This is a genomic window from Vibrio maritimus (genome assembly GCF_021441885.1).
Classification (GTDB): Bacteria; Pseudomonadota; Gammaproteobacteria; order Enterobacterales; family Vibrionaceae; genus Vibrio; species Vibrio maritimus_B.
Genome location: NZ_CP090438.1, coordinates 1344371 through 1360236, shown reverse-complemented (window position 1 = coordinate 1360236; position 15866 = coordinate 1344371). Strand labels below are relative to the sequence as shown.

Below are 15866 nucleotides of genomic sequence, written 5' to 3'. Positions count from 1 at the left end.
GATGCAAATATGGACAAACAAATTAACAACTTCCTCTTTGACTTACAGGTGTACGCTGATATTCTAGCGAACAGTTGTAAGCTTAAATGGAGTTTATTGATGGATACGGCGAAAAAGCCTCCGGTTATTTGGCTAAATGTAGCGATTTTTCTAGGCACTTTTATTTTGGCAACCGTCGGTGTCGCATGGTATGGCGTGGTCGAGGGCTATAGCTTGGCCCACTGGGTATGGCTGGTGATTGCTTTTGTATTTTGCGGGATGTCTATTACGGCGGGTTACCATCGTCTTTGGTCCCACAAAACCTATGAAGCCCACAAGGCGTTGAGATATCTCTTTGCGATTGGCGGTGCTTTTGCGCTACAAAACAGCGCGTTACATTGGTCTTCGGACCATCGTGTTCATCACAAGCATGTCGATAACAACGACAAAGATCCCTACTCTGCTAAGCGTGGATTCTGGTACTCGCACATTGGTTGGATGCTAAGGGAGTATCAGGCTCAGCGTTATGATGATTACCGTAATTGTCGAGATCTACAAAAAGATCCTGTGGTCATGTGGCAACACAAACACTATGTACTTCTCGCGCTATTGACCAACTTTGGTATCCCGATTGCTCTTGGCTTACTCTACGGCGATCTGATTGGCTTTGTGCTTGTCGTGGGTGCACTGAGATTGGTGCTGAGCCATCACACTACTTTCTTTATCAACTCACTAGCTCATATCTGGGGTTCACAGCCTTACACCAGCAAAAATACCGCTCGTGATAACGGGATCCTTGCTTTCTTCACTTTTGGTGAGGGTTATCATAATTTCCACCATATCTTTGAGCACGACTACCGTAATGGTATTCGTTGGTGGCAGTTTGACCCGACAAAGTGGTTAATTCGAGGTAGCGCTAGTATTGGCTTAGCTTCAAACTTGAAACGTGTTTCTGCCTATAGAATTGAGAAAGCACGCCTGCAACAAACCATGGCAAACGCTAAAGATAGAATTTTCAAGCTTCCTAATGCCGAGCAAATCCAAACTGCATTAGAGCAAGAGCTTCAGCAACTGTTAGCTAAACTCACCGAGTACGACGAGGTTAGGAGCCAACTTATTGACTCCGCGAAATCCAGCGTAAAAGAGAAGTACGAACTTGCCCTGCTGCGCGTTAAATTAGAGCAGTTAGATATTAGTTTGAAGGAACAGAAAAAACGTTGGAACGCTATGGTGAGCAATCCTCGTTTGGCTATAGCGTAGTGAAAGATAGCACAATCCAGCGAAAGCAATGCGTTAAGCTTTATTGACACTGAGCGAGCACTAACTGTGCTCGCTTTTTCTTTATAATCACGGCTTATTTGTCCAGTCGTGATCACTATGAAAAAGAACAATCTTTGGCATTTCTCTCAAGCGTCCATGGGTATTGTGCAATGGATAGGCGTCGCCATCATCATTGCTCCAGTGATCATCTCTCGTACAGGTAGTGCCATATTAGTTGGGCAGGTGATGTTAATCCTGGGGCTGATCGGGCTCATTGCTCCTCTGCTCGGTGCTCTCGCTGACCGCTACTCACTACATCGACAACTGCATTGCTTTGCTCTTGGTTGCCATTGCTTTGCACTAATAATGTTACTGCTGGTCGAGCATACCGCTTGGCACTATTGGGGGATTGCGATCCTGGTTGGTCTTGGAAGTAATTTAATCCTCATCCTCAACCCAACATTTGCGTTAAAGCTCAATCACAATCCAGCAGAGCAAACAAGATCGCTAAAACGTCTGTTCCAGCTGCAGATGCTTGGTGTTGCTGTCGCTGGCATTGCTGTCGGCACACTTAGCCACTTTGGCTTTACCGACACATTTCAGATAATTGCGCTTATCATCCTCGATGTAAGCTTGCTTGTTCTAACTCTAATAGCTCCACCAGCTGAAATACAAACAAATGATGGTCTCGAAGATACTCTCTCAGCAGAGCACCGACGCTCTTCACCGTCAATTTGGTTTGGATTCGTCATCTGTGTGGCTTTATCGATGTTTATCGGCTCAAACATGGTTGAGTTCGGGCCCGTTATTATCGAACAAGCGTTTGGCGTCACGGTCGCAAGCTCAGCATTTGGTATGGCCATAGCGGCTTTAGCTACACTTGTTTCGCTAGCCCCTGCTGGGAAATGGATGGAGAATCACGGCCCTCAAGCGCTCTGGCTAGTGACGATAGGGATCAATCTCATCGTCGCCGCTGCAATGTGGGTTATGTATGGACGAGAAGTCGTGGCGCTATTGCCGTTATCACTCATTCTCATGTCAATCATCAATGGTGCATGGAATGATATTTCTATCGCTGCACTTGCGGATCAAATAAGCCCCTTTTCACCCGCCACTTCTCAAGGCTACATGGCGGCGGCGGTCTCATTAGGGTTTTCGGTTGGAACATACTGTGTCGGATATCTTATCGATAATCAGAATGTGGCTGGCGTAGTAAACTTCTTGGCAGTAAGTGGCATAGCGGTTTCGATCATTGCCGTAGTGATCATTAAACTGCACCGGTATCAATTAACGCGACAGCTCAAAGTAGAAAAAGCGATTTAACTCGCTGTTGGCCTGGAAAAGAGAGCAAGTTGAGTATCAATAAACTCAACTTGCTGCAGAAAATTAAAGTACAGACGTTCTATTTCGTCCCAGTTCCTTCGACTGGTAGAGCGCCTTATCCGCCCTCTTAAGCCACTCAAGGTGGTTGGCATCATCAGTTCGTCCCTCGGTAATGCCCAAACTGATGGTGTACTTGAGTTCCTCTCCGTCAATGACAATAACCATCTCTTCTATCTTTTTGCGTAGGCGCTCAGCAAAATACGTCGCCTGATCTGCTGACGTATCAGCTAACAATACTGCAAACTCTTCACCGCCATAACGGCCACAAACGTCGGTCCCACGAGCTGCTTTCATCAACTGACGAGCAGTTTCTTTGATAACCTTATCTCCCCATGCATGACCATAGGTATCGTTGACCCTTTTAAAGTGGTCGATATCAAACATGACTAATGACGATTTTTGCCCTGTAGTTTGAACGTGATGGAACTCGTCGACAAAATTCGTTTCCCAAAATGCGCGATTAAAGAGACCTGTCAGACCGTCAGTACGCCCTATTTCGGTAAGCTTCTCGTTTGAGCGCTTAAGATGCATTTTACTCTTAGCAACGTCGCTCACGTCCTGCAACATGATGGCAAAGTGGGTCACCTCGCCTTTCGGTGACTTAAGAGGGGTGATGACCATGTTCTGGTACATCTTGATGAGCCCCTGTGAAACTGGAGAGAAGTTCTTAAATTCAAAGATAATAGGTCTGTCTTCCCAGTTAGAGAATCCTCTGGTTTTTAGCTTACTAGCAGATTCCAGTTTTGCTCGCAGCCAACTCTCTGGTAGCTCAGGATAGCTATCAAATAGGCTTTTCCCCATAATTGACTCAGCGTTGATGCCACTGTAATTCTGCATGAAGCTGTTCCATGCGCATACGTGATATTCGCGGTCAATAACAACAAGTCCAGCATCTAGGGTATCCAGTAGCTGCATGGTCCAGTGAAAGTCTGACAAATCCAGTGTCATGGTCGTCATTGCAATAACTCCATTTGGCGACGAATAATATCGACTGACTCCTCGTCGAACATAAACAGGACTGAACAAAACAAGTCCAAAGCCTCTGCATCGTAGGTATATTCAACGGTGAATACATGCTCGTTATCCTTGAGCATCGAATTTTCTGGGCTAAAGTCATTGATTCTCAGAGGCTCACGTAATGAAAACTCCAAGCACAATTGCTCGGAAAGCGAGACCAAGAATGAAGAGACTAAAACGTTGACCAGATTGACCACGACTTCATCATTAGACACCTCACCGCTGGCGAAACCCAAGCGCTCACCTACCTGAGCAATAGAGTCGCCTTCAATACAAACCAGCGCTTCGCCATGCAGTCCGCCGCCTACAAAGCGCTGAGCGGCAGCGCAGCTATTTTCTCGAGTTAATGTATCTTGAATCATCATGGTCAGTTCACTAAAAGACAACTCCCCGACCGTCGGTACGGGCAGCAGAATGAACTCTTTTAGCAACATTGATATGGTTGCTGCACCTGCCCCTAAAGCAATATTGGATGTTTCTTGAAAGCGCTCAAACATCTGAGCTTTAGAGTAGTGTTGACGATCTGTCGAAGTGCGCTTATAAGGAATACTTAAATCGTTGAATAGCGGAATTGCAACTTCAGATGTGAGAGGTTTTTGAACAAATGCATAAGCACCTAATTCAAAACAACGGGCTTGTGCTAATTCTTGAATATCACCGGAGACCATTACGATCTTTGCCGTGCATCGTCTTTGTTGCAAAATGGATAACACTTCAAAACCATCCATTTCATGCATCGTAATATCAAGGAACACGATATCTACGGGCTGAAGATCAATAATTTCAATGGCTTCATGTCCGTTTGTTGCAAACAGAATATCCCCTGTAAAACTTGCGTCGATACAGTTTGCTATACTCTTTCGCGCGACTTTCGAGTCATCACATATTAATATCCGCATGAACCCATTCAGCTTATTGATAAATTACCCTACGCCATATAAACAGAATTTCATTCCGGAAGCTAGAGAAAGTCTGAACCGACATCACACTTTCATCGTTAATTGCGAGTTAGCCTCCGTTCCTGTTTAGAACTGTTAAGCCCCACTCCCTTTTGTTCGTAAAAACATGATCTTGCGCTCACAAAAATAGGATGAGGTGACTTAACCATACTTCGTGTTGTTTTCGCAAAGATATTTACTAACCTTACTTACAACATTAACAATAATGGCTAGGTAAGACATGGATAAGTCACTACTCGCTCCCAATCAGGAGCAAGAAATTACTGCGGATATAGAAAACCTATTCTCACAATATAGCGTTCTCCTTGAGTTACTTTACTCGTCGAGCCTATCTCCCACAGGGTTTCAAGCATTTCTTGATAAAATGGTTGAAATGTTTGACCTAGCCGATATTTGTCTCTTCTTTACCAAGAACGCGACGCTAGACATCTATTCCGCTTGGCTCTCCGGTCCAAAGGCATCGGCTATCGTAGAGTATATTGAACAAAAACATGATAAAGACGACTACGTGGTCGACTACATTCAAGGTCACCCCATGAGTCGGTTTTACTCACTAGAGCGAGATATTGGACGAAAGAGTTCTCCCATCCCACTTGAGTCTGAAGAGTGGTTTGATGGGCAAGGATTTAAAGACGTGTGTGGCGCTGTTATCCACCGTGATAATACTTCGACCGCAACCATAGTAGCCCATAGGTTGATTGAACAAGGTCCTTTCAAAAGGAAAGAGCTACTCATTCTCGATAATCTAATGCCACACATTAAGCAAGCCTATCTTTTGTACCAGCATAAAGAGCACTACGGAAATATAGACGGCTGGAGTAAAGTCATTAATCACATCCCTCATGCGACAATGCTCTTCGGTGCAAGAGGAGAGCTATTAGAAGCGAATATAGAAGCGCAACGTACTATCGCAAAACAGAGCGATATAGAAATCATCGACCAAGAGTTAAGGTTCTCATCCCCACAAAAAGCACGCCAGTTCATTGCGAAGATGCTGAGGATGTGTTGTTTAGACTTCAAGGAGCAACAAAGCTTCGAAACCATGTCCTTTGGTGATGCCAAATTTATTATTTCTCCCATCACCATTAATCATGAAAACAAAGGGGCACTTGTTTACATAATCACGAGCCAAATCGAAATCAATCCCAATACCGCTCTCCTAAAGGAGTTATACCACCTCTCTGATATGGAAATAAAAGTCTGTGAGTGCTGTTTACGCGGACTTAATCGCCAAGAAATCGCCGATAAGCTTAACCGCTCGCCTTACACCATTAAGGATCACCTGAAGTCTATTTTCACCAAAACTGGAACAAGGCGACAATCTGAACTGATCGTGACAATTCTCACAACAACCAATTTACCCTCCCCCCCCACTTGGGGGGAAAACTAGTCTCATCGTTGCCGAATATTGATAGGTAACTTAATTGTTAGTAAGCCGTTGCACATACGTTCACTACAACGTCTGGCTAGATAACAAACAATTATACCTTCAAAGGAAATGAGGCTTAACAATGAAACTTTGCAAAACCGCACTTGCTGCTTCCATCGCGGTAACACTCGCTGCCTGTGGAGGCAGCGATGATGGAACTGACTCCACTCAACAATCCACCACCTATTCAGTCGGTGGTGAAGTTGTCGATGGCTATATCTATAACGCGTTAGTTTGGATAGACATAAACCAAAATGGCACCTTAGACGATGGAGAACCTAACACTTATTCCAGCTTGGATGGTTCGTATGATTTAGAGCTCACTAGTGAACAGGTAGATGCGATCGTCGGCCTTCCGATTTTGGCTGAATTGACCAAAGATTCCATCGACATCGGATCGAAAGCTGATCAATATCCCGATATGGAGAGTCTTACACAAGGCCTAGAGAGTGGCGACGCAAAACGTCTCTTTGATGAGGCGAACACCGCTCACAAAATCACATTGAGTATGCCCCCACTGGGATCCAACGATATCGAATCGCTCAAAACCAATGAATCCGTTTCTGGTCAAGTCATTACACCCTTTACCACACGTGCCAATGAGTCTATTGCTGAGACTCTAGAGGCGCTCGATACCTCAGACGATGCGGCAAGCCTTGCTCGCATTGATGAGCTCATTAAGCAAGCGTTTGATGATGTTGCGGCTCAAATACTTGACGAGCTCGGCGACAGCTCAGGATTAGACTCAGACGAGTTAGCCGAATTGCTTCAACAAGACTTCTTCGATACCCAAAATCTGCCTTCATCGTTAGCGGGTATTGACAAAGAACTCGAAAAGATTGCTGCGCGAGATGTGCAAACCAAAGTTGATCAAGAAGTAGAGATACAAAAACTTATTGAAGACAATGCCGGTGCTACCGTAAAAGGAGGCACTAGTTCTAAGTTCTTCACGCCAGATAACACAAACCTGCCTATTACAGTTACTGAGGTATGGTCGAGTGTTGAATCTGTAGAAGGCACAATCACCACAATAGAAAACACGTCAACCACTTACTTCATTAATGACGAAGGAGAAAAACAAGAATACAGCAAATATTCCGGCACCTACGTGGAAGATAGTTCAAACAACAGCTTCTACTCTTACGGTACCTACCAAGCTGACCTCAACTTCGATAAGAGCTTTACATTTATTAATCATGCTTACGATGTGGGTACCTTCTCCGATACAGAATCGGGTAGCAGCCGAACATTTGAACGCTATCTTGACGAGCAGATTTTGGAACAAGGCGACCATATTATCGCTGAATACACGGGTATTGAGCTTGACTACGATACCGCTGAAGAGTTTGTTGCGGCCATAAAGGCTGAAGATTATTCAGGTATAGATAGCTTACAAAAGCTAACTGAAACCTCTAAAGAAACTAGCGAGTATATGTATGATTCGAGACATCTTACCATCTACGACCATACTCAAGCCTCGCCAAAAGACTTCGCCACTTATATAGAGCTAAGAGAATATTGGCAAAATAGCGACGGTAGCACAGAAGAAGTCATCTCAAGTGACTGGGAAGCAGATGGCAGTTATAACCGCGTCGTCTCCAATGCATCAACACTTGATGGCGAATCGTATGCCACCACAGAAGAACCAGTCTGGAATTGGGATGGCTCAGTCAGTAACGAGTATCAACTGAACTATTGGCAAGCGTCGTACGTCGAGAAATCGACCAATGCAGATGGCTACAAAGAAACCATTAGCGGCGGTGAAAAAGCTATCTTAGATGAAGATACTGCTATGCCGGTAACGGACGATAACGATGAGCTTATGGTCTTTAACGACTGGCTAGAGACGACCGTGGTATACAGTGAAGACGATGTAAGGGTTCATACGATGTGGAATCACTACCCATTGGATGGATATGAGTTCACTCGCGAAGAATCAGGGCAGAAATATCAAACCACGGTTAACGATGAGTTGGTAACCTTCCCAGAATATTGGGGACAGTTCATCGATGATTTACCAACGGTGGTCGATGAACTCGTTGACGAAGACCTTGGCAAACAAGCTATTTGGCTAAGGGTTATCGGTGAGTCTATTCGAGGTACACAACACGACTATGATTATTGTGAGGTTGACATTATTGGTGACGGAGCGACAGCCGCCGCGTTCTCGGCTGCTCTGACTCAGTGTGGTGGAACGCAAGCCTTCACCTCAGATGACTTAACCGACTCTACGATTATGAGACGTAAAAACAGCGGTACCGAAGTTCGTTATTGGACACTCAATGAGGGTGAACCACCGCTACAAGAGACTTGGACTGTTGATGGCATTAAACAAGGTGAGTGGGACTCTTGGTCGATAAATGATGATGGACACCTGATACTTCAAGTCGGCGACTTCACTCGTGTTATCGCGGCCTACAGTAAAGGCGAATATGGAGCAGGCGTACTAGTCTTTGACAGTGGAGAGAGTGATGAAAGCGAAATCTGGAGCACTTACTTCGCTGGTAAAGATGATGCTTATATTCCCGAAACACCAATAACAGAATAGAGTAACTTTAATCGACATACTCCGCCTTCGGGCGGAGTATCAAAACAAATCCTGCTGTGGGCTAGACTCTTCTAACACTTCATTGGGCACGGTTGCCTTGCCTTGAGCAAGTTTGCGTCGATAACGCATACGACAAAGCTTAATAATGTGCAGCTGTTGGGCGGCAGTGTATGACAACCAATTAAAGCGCTCCTCGCGTTTACGCATGCATCCCTGGCAATAGCCTTTTTCGTCCACAGTGCACACCCTGACACAAGGGCTGGGCACGGTAAAAAATTCTAATTGTTCCATTGGCTCCCCTTGCAAATAATTCAATCTTATACAATGAGCTTGAATTAAACTTCTACAGACCTACTCTACTTGCCACTCCCAGTGACAAGCGCAACTGAGTAAGAATAGTCTGACTCGACCAAATTAATGGTACTTATTGAAGGTGTTACGCAATAACTTCCACATCCTGTGTTGAAATCCCACTATACTAAAGATAACCTACTCCTGACAAAAAACAGTGTTTTATTAGTTAGGCTTGTCAATAATTTCATTCAGTTGGAGCAATGTATATGAAGATTTTTTCTAAGAAGGTACTCGCAGCAGTTGCGCTTCCGGTTCTTATGACGGCATGTGCCGCTAATGACGCAAAACAGGAGGAGCCGATGAAAGCAGTAACTGCTCAGGATCTTCAACACCACAATTGGAATCTAGTACAGATCGACGGTAACCCAATCACCGTGACTGAACAGAACCAAGTGCCGCGCCTAGAGATCGGCGAGAAAATGACAGCGAACGGCAACGCAGGTTGTAATAACTTCTTCGGTCAAGGTGAGCTAAAAGACGGTCAGTTCCGCATCGAAAAAATGGGCATGACGATGAAGATGTGTCCTGGCGAAGCGATGGATATCGAACGTACCGTATCGCAAACGCTTTCAGACTGGAGTGAAATCACTGTGACTCAAAACGGCCTTGAGCTTAAAGGTGAAACTCACACGCTAACGTTTGAGCTGAAAGATTGGGTTAACTAATCCCCTAGTCCAGCGACTAGCGCTATCAAGTTTATAAACGGCACTCAATGAGTGTCGTTTTTTGTAGCCAGCCGCTGCCTCATCAGAGCAATCCACATAGCTTTTGCCTATCAATGAAATAAACACTTCCCATTTTCTCTATTGTGAACTCCCCGTTATCGTAACACCAAGTTAAAACACAAGAGAAACTAGCATGACCAGCAACGCACTTATCGTAGAAGGCGGCGCAATGCGTGGTATATTTGCGGCCGGGGTGCTCGATGCATTTCTAGAGCAAAACCATAAACCCTATGACTTTGTGCTTGGCGTATCCGCCGGGGCTTCCAACCTACTTGGCTATTTGGGAAATGCACCAAGACGAAGTTATCAAGTCATCACGGAACTCGCGACCAGCAAATCTTTTTACAATCCTCGTCGATTTGTCTCAGGTGGTCACCTCGTCGATGTTAAGTGGCTTTTTGAGGAATCCAATCGTCGCTTTCCGCTCGATTTAGACACCGTGTTTAGTTCCACACCATTTATTGCAGCCGCCACGAATGTTGCCACCGGTCGACCAGACTATTACGAGGTGACACCAGACAACATCGCGAAGGCGATTGAAGCGACGGCATCTTTACCGTTGGCGTATAAAGATACTCCTTGTTTTGATGGCGGATGTTATACAGATGGCGGCGTCGCCGACTCTATTCCTGTCCGTGAGGCATACCGGCGCGGAGCTCGTGATATCACCGTTATTCTTTCTCACCCGCTGAGTTATGAGATGCCAAAACCTAAAGCGGGGTGGCTGATGAAAAAGCTATTCATAAAACACCCCAACGTTGGGCGAGCGATGGCACAGCGCGCGAAAAACTATAATGAGTCTTTGGCGTTTATTCGTAACCCGCCCAAAGACTGCGTTGTGCGTGTTATTACACCGCAGGAAAGCTTTCCAGTCCAAAGACTCACGATGGAAAAAGCATTACTTGATATCGGTTATCAGATGGGGGTTGAGGAAGGCCGCCAGCATGTGCGTAGGATAAAAGGAGAGTCATTATATCAGCAGGAAGAGTGTCACTTCTGTTGAGTAACCCTTTCTTTATCAAGAACGAATATATCGAAAAGAGAACGGCACTCAATGAGTGCCATTTCATTACTTAAATAGTAGAACTTTCAAGCTTGCTTCTGGATCAATATCGGCAAACTCTGCTGGGTTATCTAACCTCTCAATAAAGGTTAACTGCGGAGCTTCTTCCGCCATACTCTCGATAAGAAAGTTTGGAGTCACCGTCGGCGAGTTTACACACGCCATCACTTCACCACCGTCGGTCATAAGGTCACCCAAGCGACGTAAGATCTTCTTGTAGTCTTTGGTCAATGCAAAACTGCCCTTTTGAAATGAAGGCGGATCGATAACGATAATGTCGTACGGACCATATTTCTTAATTTTGCCCCAAGACTTAAAGATGTCGTGGGCCAGAAAGCTAACACTGCCCAGATCGTGACCATTCAATCTATGGTTGTCGCGGCCTTTGTTGAGAGACGCTCGTGCCATATCAACATTAACAACATGCTCAGCGCCGCCTGCTATTGCAGCGACAGAGAAACCACAGGTATACGCAAATAAGTTAAGCACCCGCTTGTCTTGTGACTTGGATTTCACCCATTCGCGTCCATTGCGCATATCCAAAAACAAACCGAAGTTCTGGTTACGGCCAATATCAAGTTGATACTTACACCCCAGTTCTTCCACGACAGGTTTCGCATCCAACTCACCACAAATCACTTCTGAAGGAGCGCCGTCACTGTAACGATGCTGAAGAATGATGGCTTTACCACCAGCTTGTTCCCATCGGTTAGATTGAGCGAGCTCGGCCAGCCCCTGTTTTAGAGCGTTGAGAAAAGCGTCATCTACAGGCTTAAACAAATTAACCAGCAACTGGTTTGCTGCCCAATCACAAGTCAGTTGCTCCAGTCCTGGCCAGCACTTACCGCGCCCGTGAAACAGACGGCAAACTTCCGTTGGCTTATGATCAAGCTTGGTCTCAATTTGTTGAAAAAACACCACAAGCTGACTGGCTTGCATCATTGGGCTTTCTGAGATTATTTCTTCGGCCATGTTAACTCCCAAGGTTGAGACCATTGTTCTAATGCACTGCTCAATGCTGCGCTGTTCCATTTACATCCTAGGGATGGCATTCGCGGGTCACACTTAAACTCATAATCGTGACCAAGGAGTGAAAACCTCAATGCATATGCGTGCAGATACCCTCTATCTTCGTTAGCATTTTGCCCATAAATAGGGTCGCCAACGATAGCCGATCCGACGGATTTCAATGCCACTCGGATCTGGTGGGTTTTACCTGTTAAAGGCTTACACAAAAATGCTCGCTCACCGTTTTCACCGGCTAGAGAGAAGAACTGAGTAATCGCTGGGTTCTGTTTCGTCGCAACCAACTTCCAAGATGAGCGGCGCGAACGCTCCATATCTCCAGAAACCGTACCCTGTTTTTTCTTGGGCTTTTTACAACCAATCGCTAAATAGTACTTTTCAATCTCTCGGTTTTTAAATAATCGAGCAAACTCCGCGGCGACGTCTGATCGCTTAGCTAGAATCAGCAAACCTGATGTCATTTTGTCGAGGCGGTGAACCAGATGCAGTGACTCAACGCCAAGATGACCCGCCACATCTTGAACCAGCATGGTATCGCCATCGTCTTTGTGGACGCTTACCCCTGGATGTTTATTGATGACCACGAAATCATCGTTTTCAAAGTGAATATCGAACATGACAAGCGCTAGATTAGAATTTGTGGACTGGATGATACACAAAAGCTGCCTCAAGGGCAGCTTTTGGTTGGCTTAAACTTTGGTTCATCTAAATAAGGTTAAGCGTTACAGGAATGGATAGGCAAATACGATAAGAATCGCGGCTGGACAAACAAACTTCACATACCAAGGCCATATCTTCCAGAACCAAGACTGTTCAATTTCTGGATTACCTTGCTTAATTTCGTTCAGTAGAGAGTTACGACTCCAAATCCAACCGATAAAGATTGCCCAAACCACACCAAGCAAAGGCTGCATGTAAACGGTTGACGCAGTCGCTACTAGGTCAAACAAGGTATCAAAGTTTGCTGCAATCAATACACTACAAAGGAGAATAGTCCCGCCTAATATCAGCGTCGCCTTATCACGTGACATCTTGGTTTCTTCTTGTAGACATGAAACAGGGACTTCGAGCATTGCGATCGATGAGGTTAGAGCGGCAATCACCATAAGAGCAAAGAACGCGATACCAATAAGCTCTCCCGCTAACCCCATAGACTCAAATAAACTAGGCAGTACGACAAACACCAAGTTACCTGAACTGATAAGCTCGCCCAGCTCGTTAAAGATTTGCACCCCGTTTTGTTTAGCAACAAACATCGCAGGTAGGATCAACAAACCAGCCATGAAAGCGACACCGGTATCTATAATAGCGACCTGTCCGGCTGTCTTAGGAATGTTGATGTCTTTACTTAGATAAGAGCCGTACACCATCATCGCGCCCACACCAAGAGAGAGTGAGAAGAATGCTTGCCCCATGGCGTTTACGACTAGACTTGCATCAACATGGTTCCAGTCAGGGACTAAGTACATTTCAAGCCCATCCATTGCCCCATCTTGAGTAAAGATATAAGCGATAAGAAGGATGAATAGCGCAAACAGCACTGGCATAAGTCGAGATGACCATTTCTCAATGCCGTCTGAGACTCCGCGCTTAACGACGAACACCGTCATGAGCATAAAGATTACCGTTAAGCTCACATTGCGTCCGTTACTGAAGGTCACCAACCATTCAGCAACAGAATCTAGACCAATAAATTTTGCAACCGGTGCTGCGCCAAACCCGATCAACCAGCCCGCCAGAATAGCGTAAAAACTCAATATCATTGACGCGGTAAGCAGTGCAATCACGCCAAACATCGCAGCAAGCGATTTATTCTTAGTCCAAATCTTACGTAACGATGCAATCGGGTTGGATTGGCCGTAGCGACCAATCGTCAGCTCAGCAATCAACATAGGAAAGGCAAGTAAGCCCATCATTAACAGATAGACCAAAAGAAAAGCGGCACCACCATTTGTGGCAGTTTGAGTTGGGAAACCCCAAACATTACCTAAGCCCACTGCGCTACCCGCAGCCGCCATTATAAAGCCAAAGCGGGAAGTAAATTGTCCTCTATCGGAACTTGTCATTATTTTGTACCAGCACGTCGATGTTCGACGCTGTGTTGAAAATGGCTTTCCCTGATACCAATATCAACGCAAACGGCCATTCAATGTTGAACCGTTATTCCATGTGCGAAGTCATGTGACTCTAGAATAGAAGTGTATATTTAAATTTACACACCAAAAACAAGGAGAGTTTCACAAGCGGGTGGCGAGTAAAACAGGTTATCTTTACAATTGGAAGCCCAAAACTCTTGGCTGATTATTTTCCATTCAATTTACCCATAGATCGCTGCATTTTTCAGCAACGGTAAACCTGTACTATTCGGTATTTCACGCCTTCTAGTCGCTATAATCTCGTTCAACTTAGTGTCAGTCTGCCTAAGTGTCGCGCCTTTCGCTCACATCTGTATCTCTTTGTATTTGACAGACACTTAACTATTCCAAATACTTGATTCTGAGATTATTATTTGCGAAATCGTCTTTCTATTGAGGCTAAATGGACAAGGTCTATCACTTTCTAACGCTCGCGGGCATCGGTTTATACTGGGTTCTGGTAGCTGGTGTCACACTTCGAGTCGTGCTTAAAAGGCGTGCCGTTAGCGTGTCACTTGCCTGGCTTATGGTGATTTATATCATCCCTGTCGTCGGGGTGATCTGTTATTTCATGTTTGGCGAGCTCAATCTCGGTAGAAAACGAGCTGAAAGAGCGCGGGTCATGTACCACCCTTTTGAGGAGTGGTTTCACCAATTAAACGACTGTAATGCCCACGTTCCCGACAATATGGGTACTCACATTTCGAAGATCGATAACCTGTGCAACAAACGCATGGGGATCCCCGCGCTATGCGGTAACGAACTGCAACTACAGACCACGCCTCAAGAAATTCTCCTATCCGTCATTGAAGATATCGAAAACGCCAAACACAGCATTCGCATGGTATTTTACATTTGGTATCCAGGTGGTCTTGCCGACTCTGTCGCATCAGCGTTAATACAGGCATCGAAGCGTGGTGTAAACGTGAAGGTGTTGCTAGATTCCGCTGGCAGCCCTACATTCTTTCGAAGCCATTGGGCAACCATGATGCGAGATGCGGGTATTGAGTTGGTTGAAGGGCTCGAAGTCTCTCCTTGGCGTATCTTCCTAAGAAGGCTGGATCTAAGACAGCACCGAAAAATCATCGTTATTGATGACGACGTTGCCTATACAGGCTCTATGAATATGGTAGACCCCGCATACTTCAAACAAAACTCAGGGGTTGGACAATGGATCGATATCATGGTCCGAGTAGAAGGGCCAACCGTCAACGTGCTATCTGCCATTCACTGTTGGGACTGGGAAGTAGAGACCGGTGACAGACAGCTACCCGCTCAACCAGAATGCCAAATTAGTATTCCAGAGGACTCAAAACCCGTTCAAGTGGTACCGTCTGGGCCTGGTATGCCGGACCAGTTGATAGGTCAAGTGCTCACCATTGCCATGCACCAAGCTGAAAAGTCAGTTAGAATAACAACGCCTTATTTTGTACCAAGTGCAGACCTCTTGGAAACCATCAAGACCACAGCACAGCGTGGCGTAGATGTTGAGCTGATTATTCCTAAGCACAATGACTCAGTGATGGTGAAATGGGCATCACGTGCCTTCTATTCTGAGCTACTCGCCTCTGGGGTTAAGATCCATGAGTTTGATGGCGGTTTACTCCATACCAAATCCGTTGTCATTGACGAGTTATTCTGCCTCGTGGGTACCGTGAATATGGATATGCGCAGTCTATGGCTGAACTTTGAGGTGACGCTCGCAGTGGAAGATCCTGAGTTCACTCACAAGATGCACCAATTACAAAGTCACTATATCGAGAGCAGCGACCTCGTAGACTCCAACGTGTGGAAACAGCGCAGCATTTATCATCGTTTCTTTGAACGACTATTCTATTTGTTCAATCCTCTGCTCTGACCATAGCGTATATCGAAACACTGACCTATTTAATGAAGGCCAAAGACTTGCAACTCTTTGGCCTTCATGGTTTATTGCTGTTATCAACTCAATAAAATTATAGCCTCAACCACATTCGTGCTTGGGTCCA

At 45.4% G+C, this 15866-nt stretch carries 13 protein-coding genes; 7 read left to right on the top strand and 6 right to left on the bottom strand.

The window, feature by feature from the left end:
• Positions 1 to 99 precede the first annotated feature (99 nt).
• Together LY387_RS06215 and LY387_RS06210 are read left to right on the top strand one after the other, a co-directional pair.
• The gene (locus LY387_RS06215) at positions 100 to 1239 is read left to right on the top strand and encodes an acyl-CoA desaturase (RefSeq protein WP_234496065.1); all 1140 of its coding nucleotides are present in this window, start codon (positions 100 to 102) and stop codon (positions 1237 to 1239) included.
• Between the two features lie 117 nt (positions 1240 to 1356).
• Positions 1357 to 2562, top strand: a complete 1206-nt coding sequence (locus LY387_RS06210; protein ID WP_234495705.1) for an MFS transporter — start codon at positions 1357 to 1359, stop codon at positions 2560 to 2562.
• A 63-nt stretch (positions 2563 to 2625) separates the two neighbouring features.
• Here the strand turns inward: LY387_RS06210 and LY387_RS06205 are convergent, their stop codons facing one another.
• A complete protein-coding gene (locus LY387_RS06205; protein WP_234495704.1) occupies positions 2626 to 3579 on the bottom strand; it encodes a sensor domain-containing diguanylate cyclase in 954 nt (317 codons plus the stop codon).
• Entirely contained in the window at positions 3576 to 4538 is a 963-nt protein-coding gene (locus tag LY387_RS06200) for a response regulator (RefSeq protein ID WP_234495703.1), read from the bottom strand. Before LY387_RS06200 ends, LY387_RS06205 begins: the two co-directional genes overlap by 4 nt.
• Before the next feature lie 280 nt (positions 4539 to 4818).
• Here LY387_RS06200 and LY387_RS06195 point away from each other — a divergent pair, with 280 nt between their 5' ends.
• A complete protein-coding gene (locus LY387_RS06195; protein ID WP_234495702.1) occupies positions 4819 to 5988 on the top strand; it encodes a helix-turn-helix transcriptional regulator in 1170 nt (389 codons plus the stop codon).
• Positions 5989 to 6109: 121 nt separating this feature from the next.
• Positions 6110 to 8575, top strand: coding sequence for a PspA/IM30 family protein (locus LY387_RS06190; RefSeq protein ID WP_234495701.1), 2466 nt, complete (start codon positions 6110 to 6112; stop codon positions 8573 to 8575).
• Between the two features lie 39 nt (positions 8576 to 8614).
• Here the strand turns inward: LY387_RS06190 and LY387_RS06185 are convergent, their stop codons facing one another.
• The gene (locus LY387_RS06185; RefSeq protein ID WP_042472319.1) at positions 8615 to 8866 is read right to left on the bottom strand and encodes a DUF1289 domain-containing protein; all 252 of its coding nucleotides are present in this window, start codon (positions 8864 to 8866) and stop codon (positions 8615 to 8617) included.
• A 269-nt stretch (positions 8867 to 9135) separates the two neighbouring features.
• Here LY387_RS06185 and LY387_RS06180 point away from each other — a divergent pair, with 269 nt between their 5' ends.
• Both LY387_RS06180 and LY387_RS06175 read left to right on the top strand, forming a co-directional pair.
• Positions 9136 to 9594, top strand: a complete 459-nt coding sequence (locus LY387_RS06180; protein WP_234495700.1) for an META domain-containing protein — start codon at positions 9136 to 9138, stop codon at positions 9592 to 9594.
• 193 nt (positions 9595 to 9787) lie between these two features.
• Positions 9788 to 10657 (top strand): patatin-like phospholipase family protein, encoded by an 870-nt coding sequence (locus LY387_RS06175; protein ID WP_234495699.1) that lies wholly within the window; start codon positions 9788 to 9790, stop codon positions 10655 to 10657.
• A 66-nt stretch (positions 10658 to 10723) separates the two neighbouring features.
• Here LY387_RS06175 and LY387_RS06170 read toward each other — a convergent pair whose 3' ends face one another.
• The 3 genes from LY387_RS06170 to LY387_RS06160 form a co-directional block, all read right to left on the bottom strand.
• Positions 10724 to 11656, bottom strand: a complete 933-nt coding sequence (locus LY387_RS06170) for a class I SAM-dependent methyltransferase (RefSeq protein WP_234496064.1) — start codon at positions 11654 to 11656, stop codon at positions 10724 to 10726.
• A 17-nt stretch (positions 11657 to 11673) separates the two neighbouring features.
• Entirely contained in the window at positions 11674 to 12360 is a 687-nt protein-coding gene (locus LY387_RS06165) for a TIGR01621 family pseudouridine synthase (protein WP_234495698.1), read from the bottom strand.
• 105 nt (positions 12361 to 12465) lie between these two features.
• Positions 12466 to 13809 carry a sodium-dependent transporter gene (locus LY387_RS06160; protein WP_234495697.1) on the bottom strand — a complete coding sequence of 448 codons (1344 nt, stop codon included), beginning with the start codon at positions 13807 to 13809 and terminating at the stop codon, positions 12466 to 12468.
• 472 nt (positions 13810 to 14281) lie between these two features.
• Here LY387_RS06160 and cls point away from each other — a divergent pair, with 472 nt between their 5' ends.
• Positions 14282 to 15736 (top strand): cardiolipin synthase, encoded by a 1455-nt coding sequence (cls, locus tag LY387_RS06155; RefSeq protein ID WP_234495696.1) that lies wholly within the window; start codon positions 14282 to 14284, stop codon positions 15734 to 15736.
• The last annotated feature ends 130 nt before the right edge of the window (positions 15737 to 15866 follow it).

What these genes read in the sequence shown, in the direction of transcription:
- LY387_RS06210 (WP_234495705.1), top strand. Translation starts at nt 1,357, where the DNA reads ATGAAAAAGAACAATCTTTGGCATTTCTCTCAAGCGTCCATGGGTATT.
- LY387_RS06190 (WP_234495701.1), top strand. Translation starts at nt 6,110, where the DNA reads ATGAAACTTTGCAAAACCGCACTTGCTGCTTCCATCGCGGTAACACTC.
- LY387_RS06200 (WP_234495703.1), bottom strand. Translation starts at nt 4,538, where the DNA reads ATGCGGATATTAATATGTGATGACTCGAAAGTCGCGCGAAAGAGTATA.
- LY387_RS06180 (WP_234495700.1), top strand. Translation starts at nt 9,136, where the DNA reads ATGAAGATTTTTTCTAAGAAGGTACTCGCAGCAGTTGCGCTTCCGGTT.
- cls (WP_234495696.1), top strand. Translation starts at nt 14,282, where the DNA reads ATGGACAAGGTCTATCACTTTCTAACGCTCGCGGGCATCGGTTTATAC.
- LY387_RS06205 (WP_234495704.1), bottom strand. Translation starts at nt 3,579, where the DNA reads ATGACGACCATGACACTGGATTTGTCAGACTTTCACTGGACCATGCAG.
- LY387_RS06160 (WP_234495697.1), bottom strand. Translation starts at nt 13,809, where the DNA reads ATGACAAGTTCCGATAGAGGACAATTTACTTCCCGCTTTGGCTTTATA.
- LY387_RS06170 (WP_234496064.1), bottom strand. Translation starts at nt 11,656, where the DNA reads ATGCAAGCCAGTCAGCTTGTGGTGTTTTTTCAACAAATTGAGACCAAG.
- LY387_RS06215 (WP_234496065.1), top strand. Translation starts at nt 100, where the DNA reads ATGGATACGGCGAAAAAGCCTCCGGTTATTTGGCTAAATGTAGCGATT.
- LY387_RS06195 (WP_234495702.1), top strand. Translation starts at nt 4,819, where the DNA reads ATGGATAAGTCACTACTCGCTCCCAATCAGGAGCAAGAAATTACTGCG.
- LY387_RS06185 (WP_042472319.1), bottom strand. Translation starts at nt 8,866, where the DNA reads ATGGAACAATTAGAATTTTTTACCGTGCCCAGCCCTTGTGTCAGGGTG.
- LY387_RS06165 (WP_234495698.1), bottom strand. Translation starts at nt 12,360, where the DNA reads ATGTTCGATATTCACTTTGAAAACGATGATTTCGTGGTCATCAATAAA.
- LY387_RS06175 (WP_234495699.1), top strand. Translation starts at nt 9,788, where the DNA reads ATGACCAGCAACGCACTTATCGTAGAAGGCGGCGCAATGCGTGGTATA.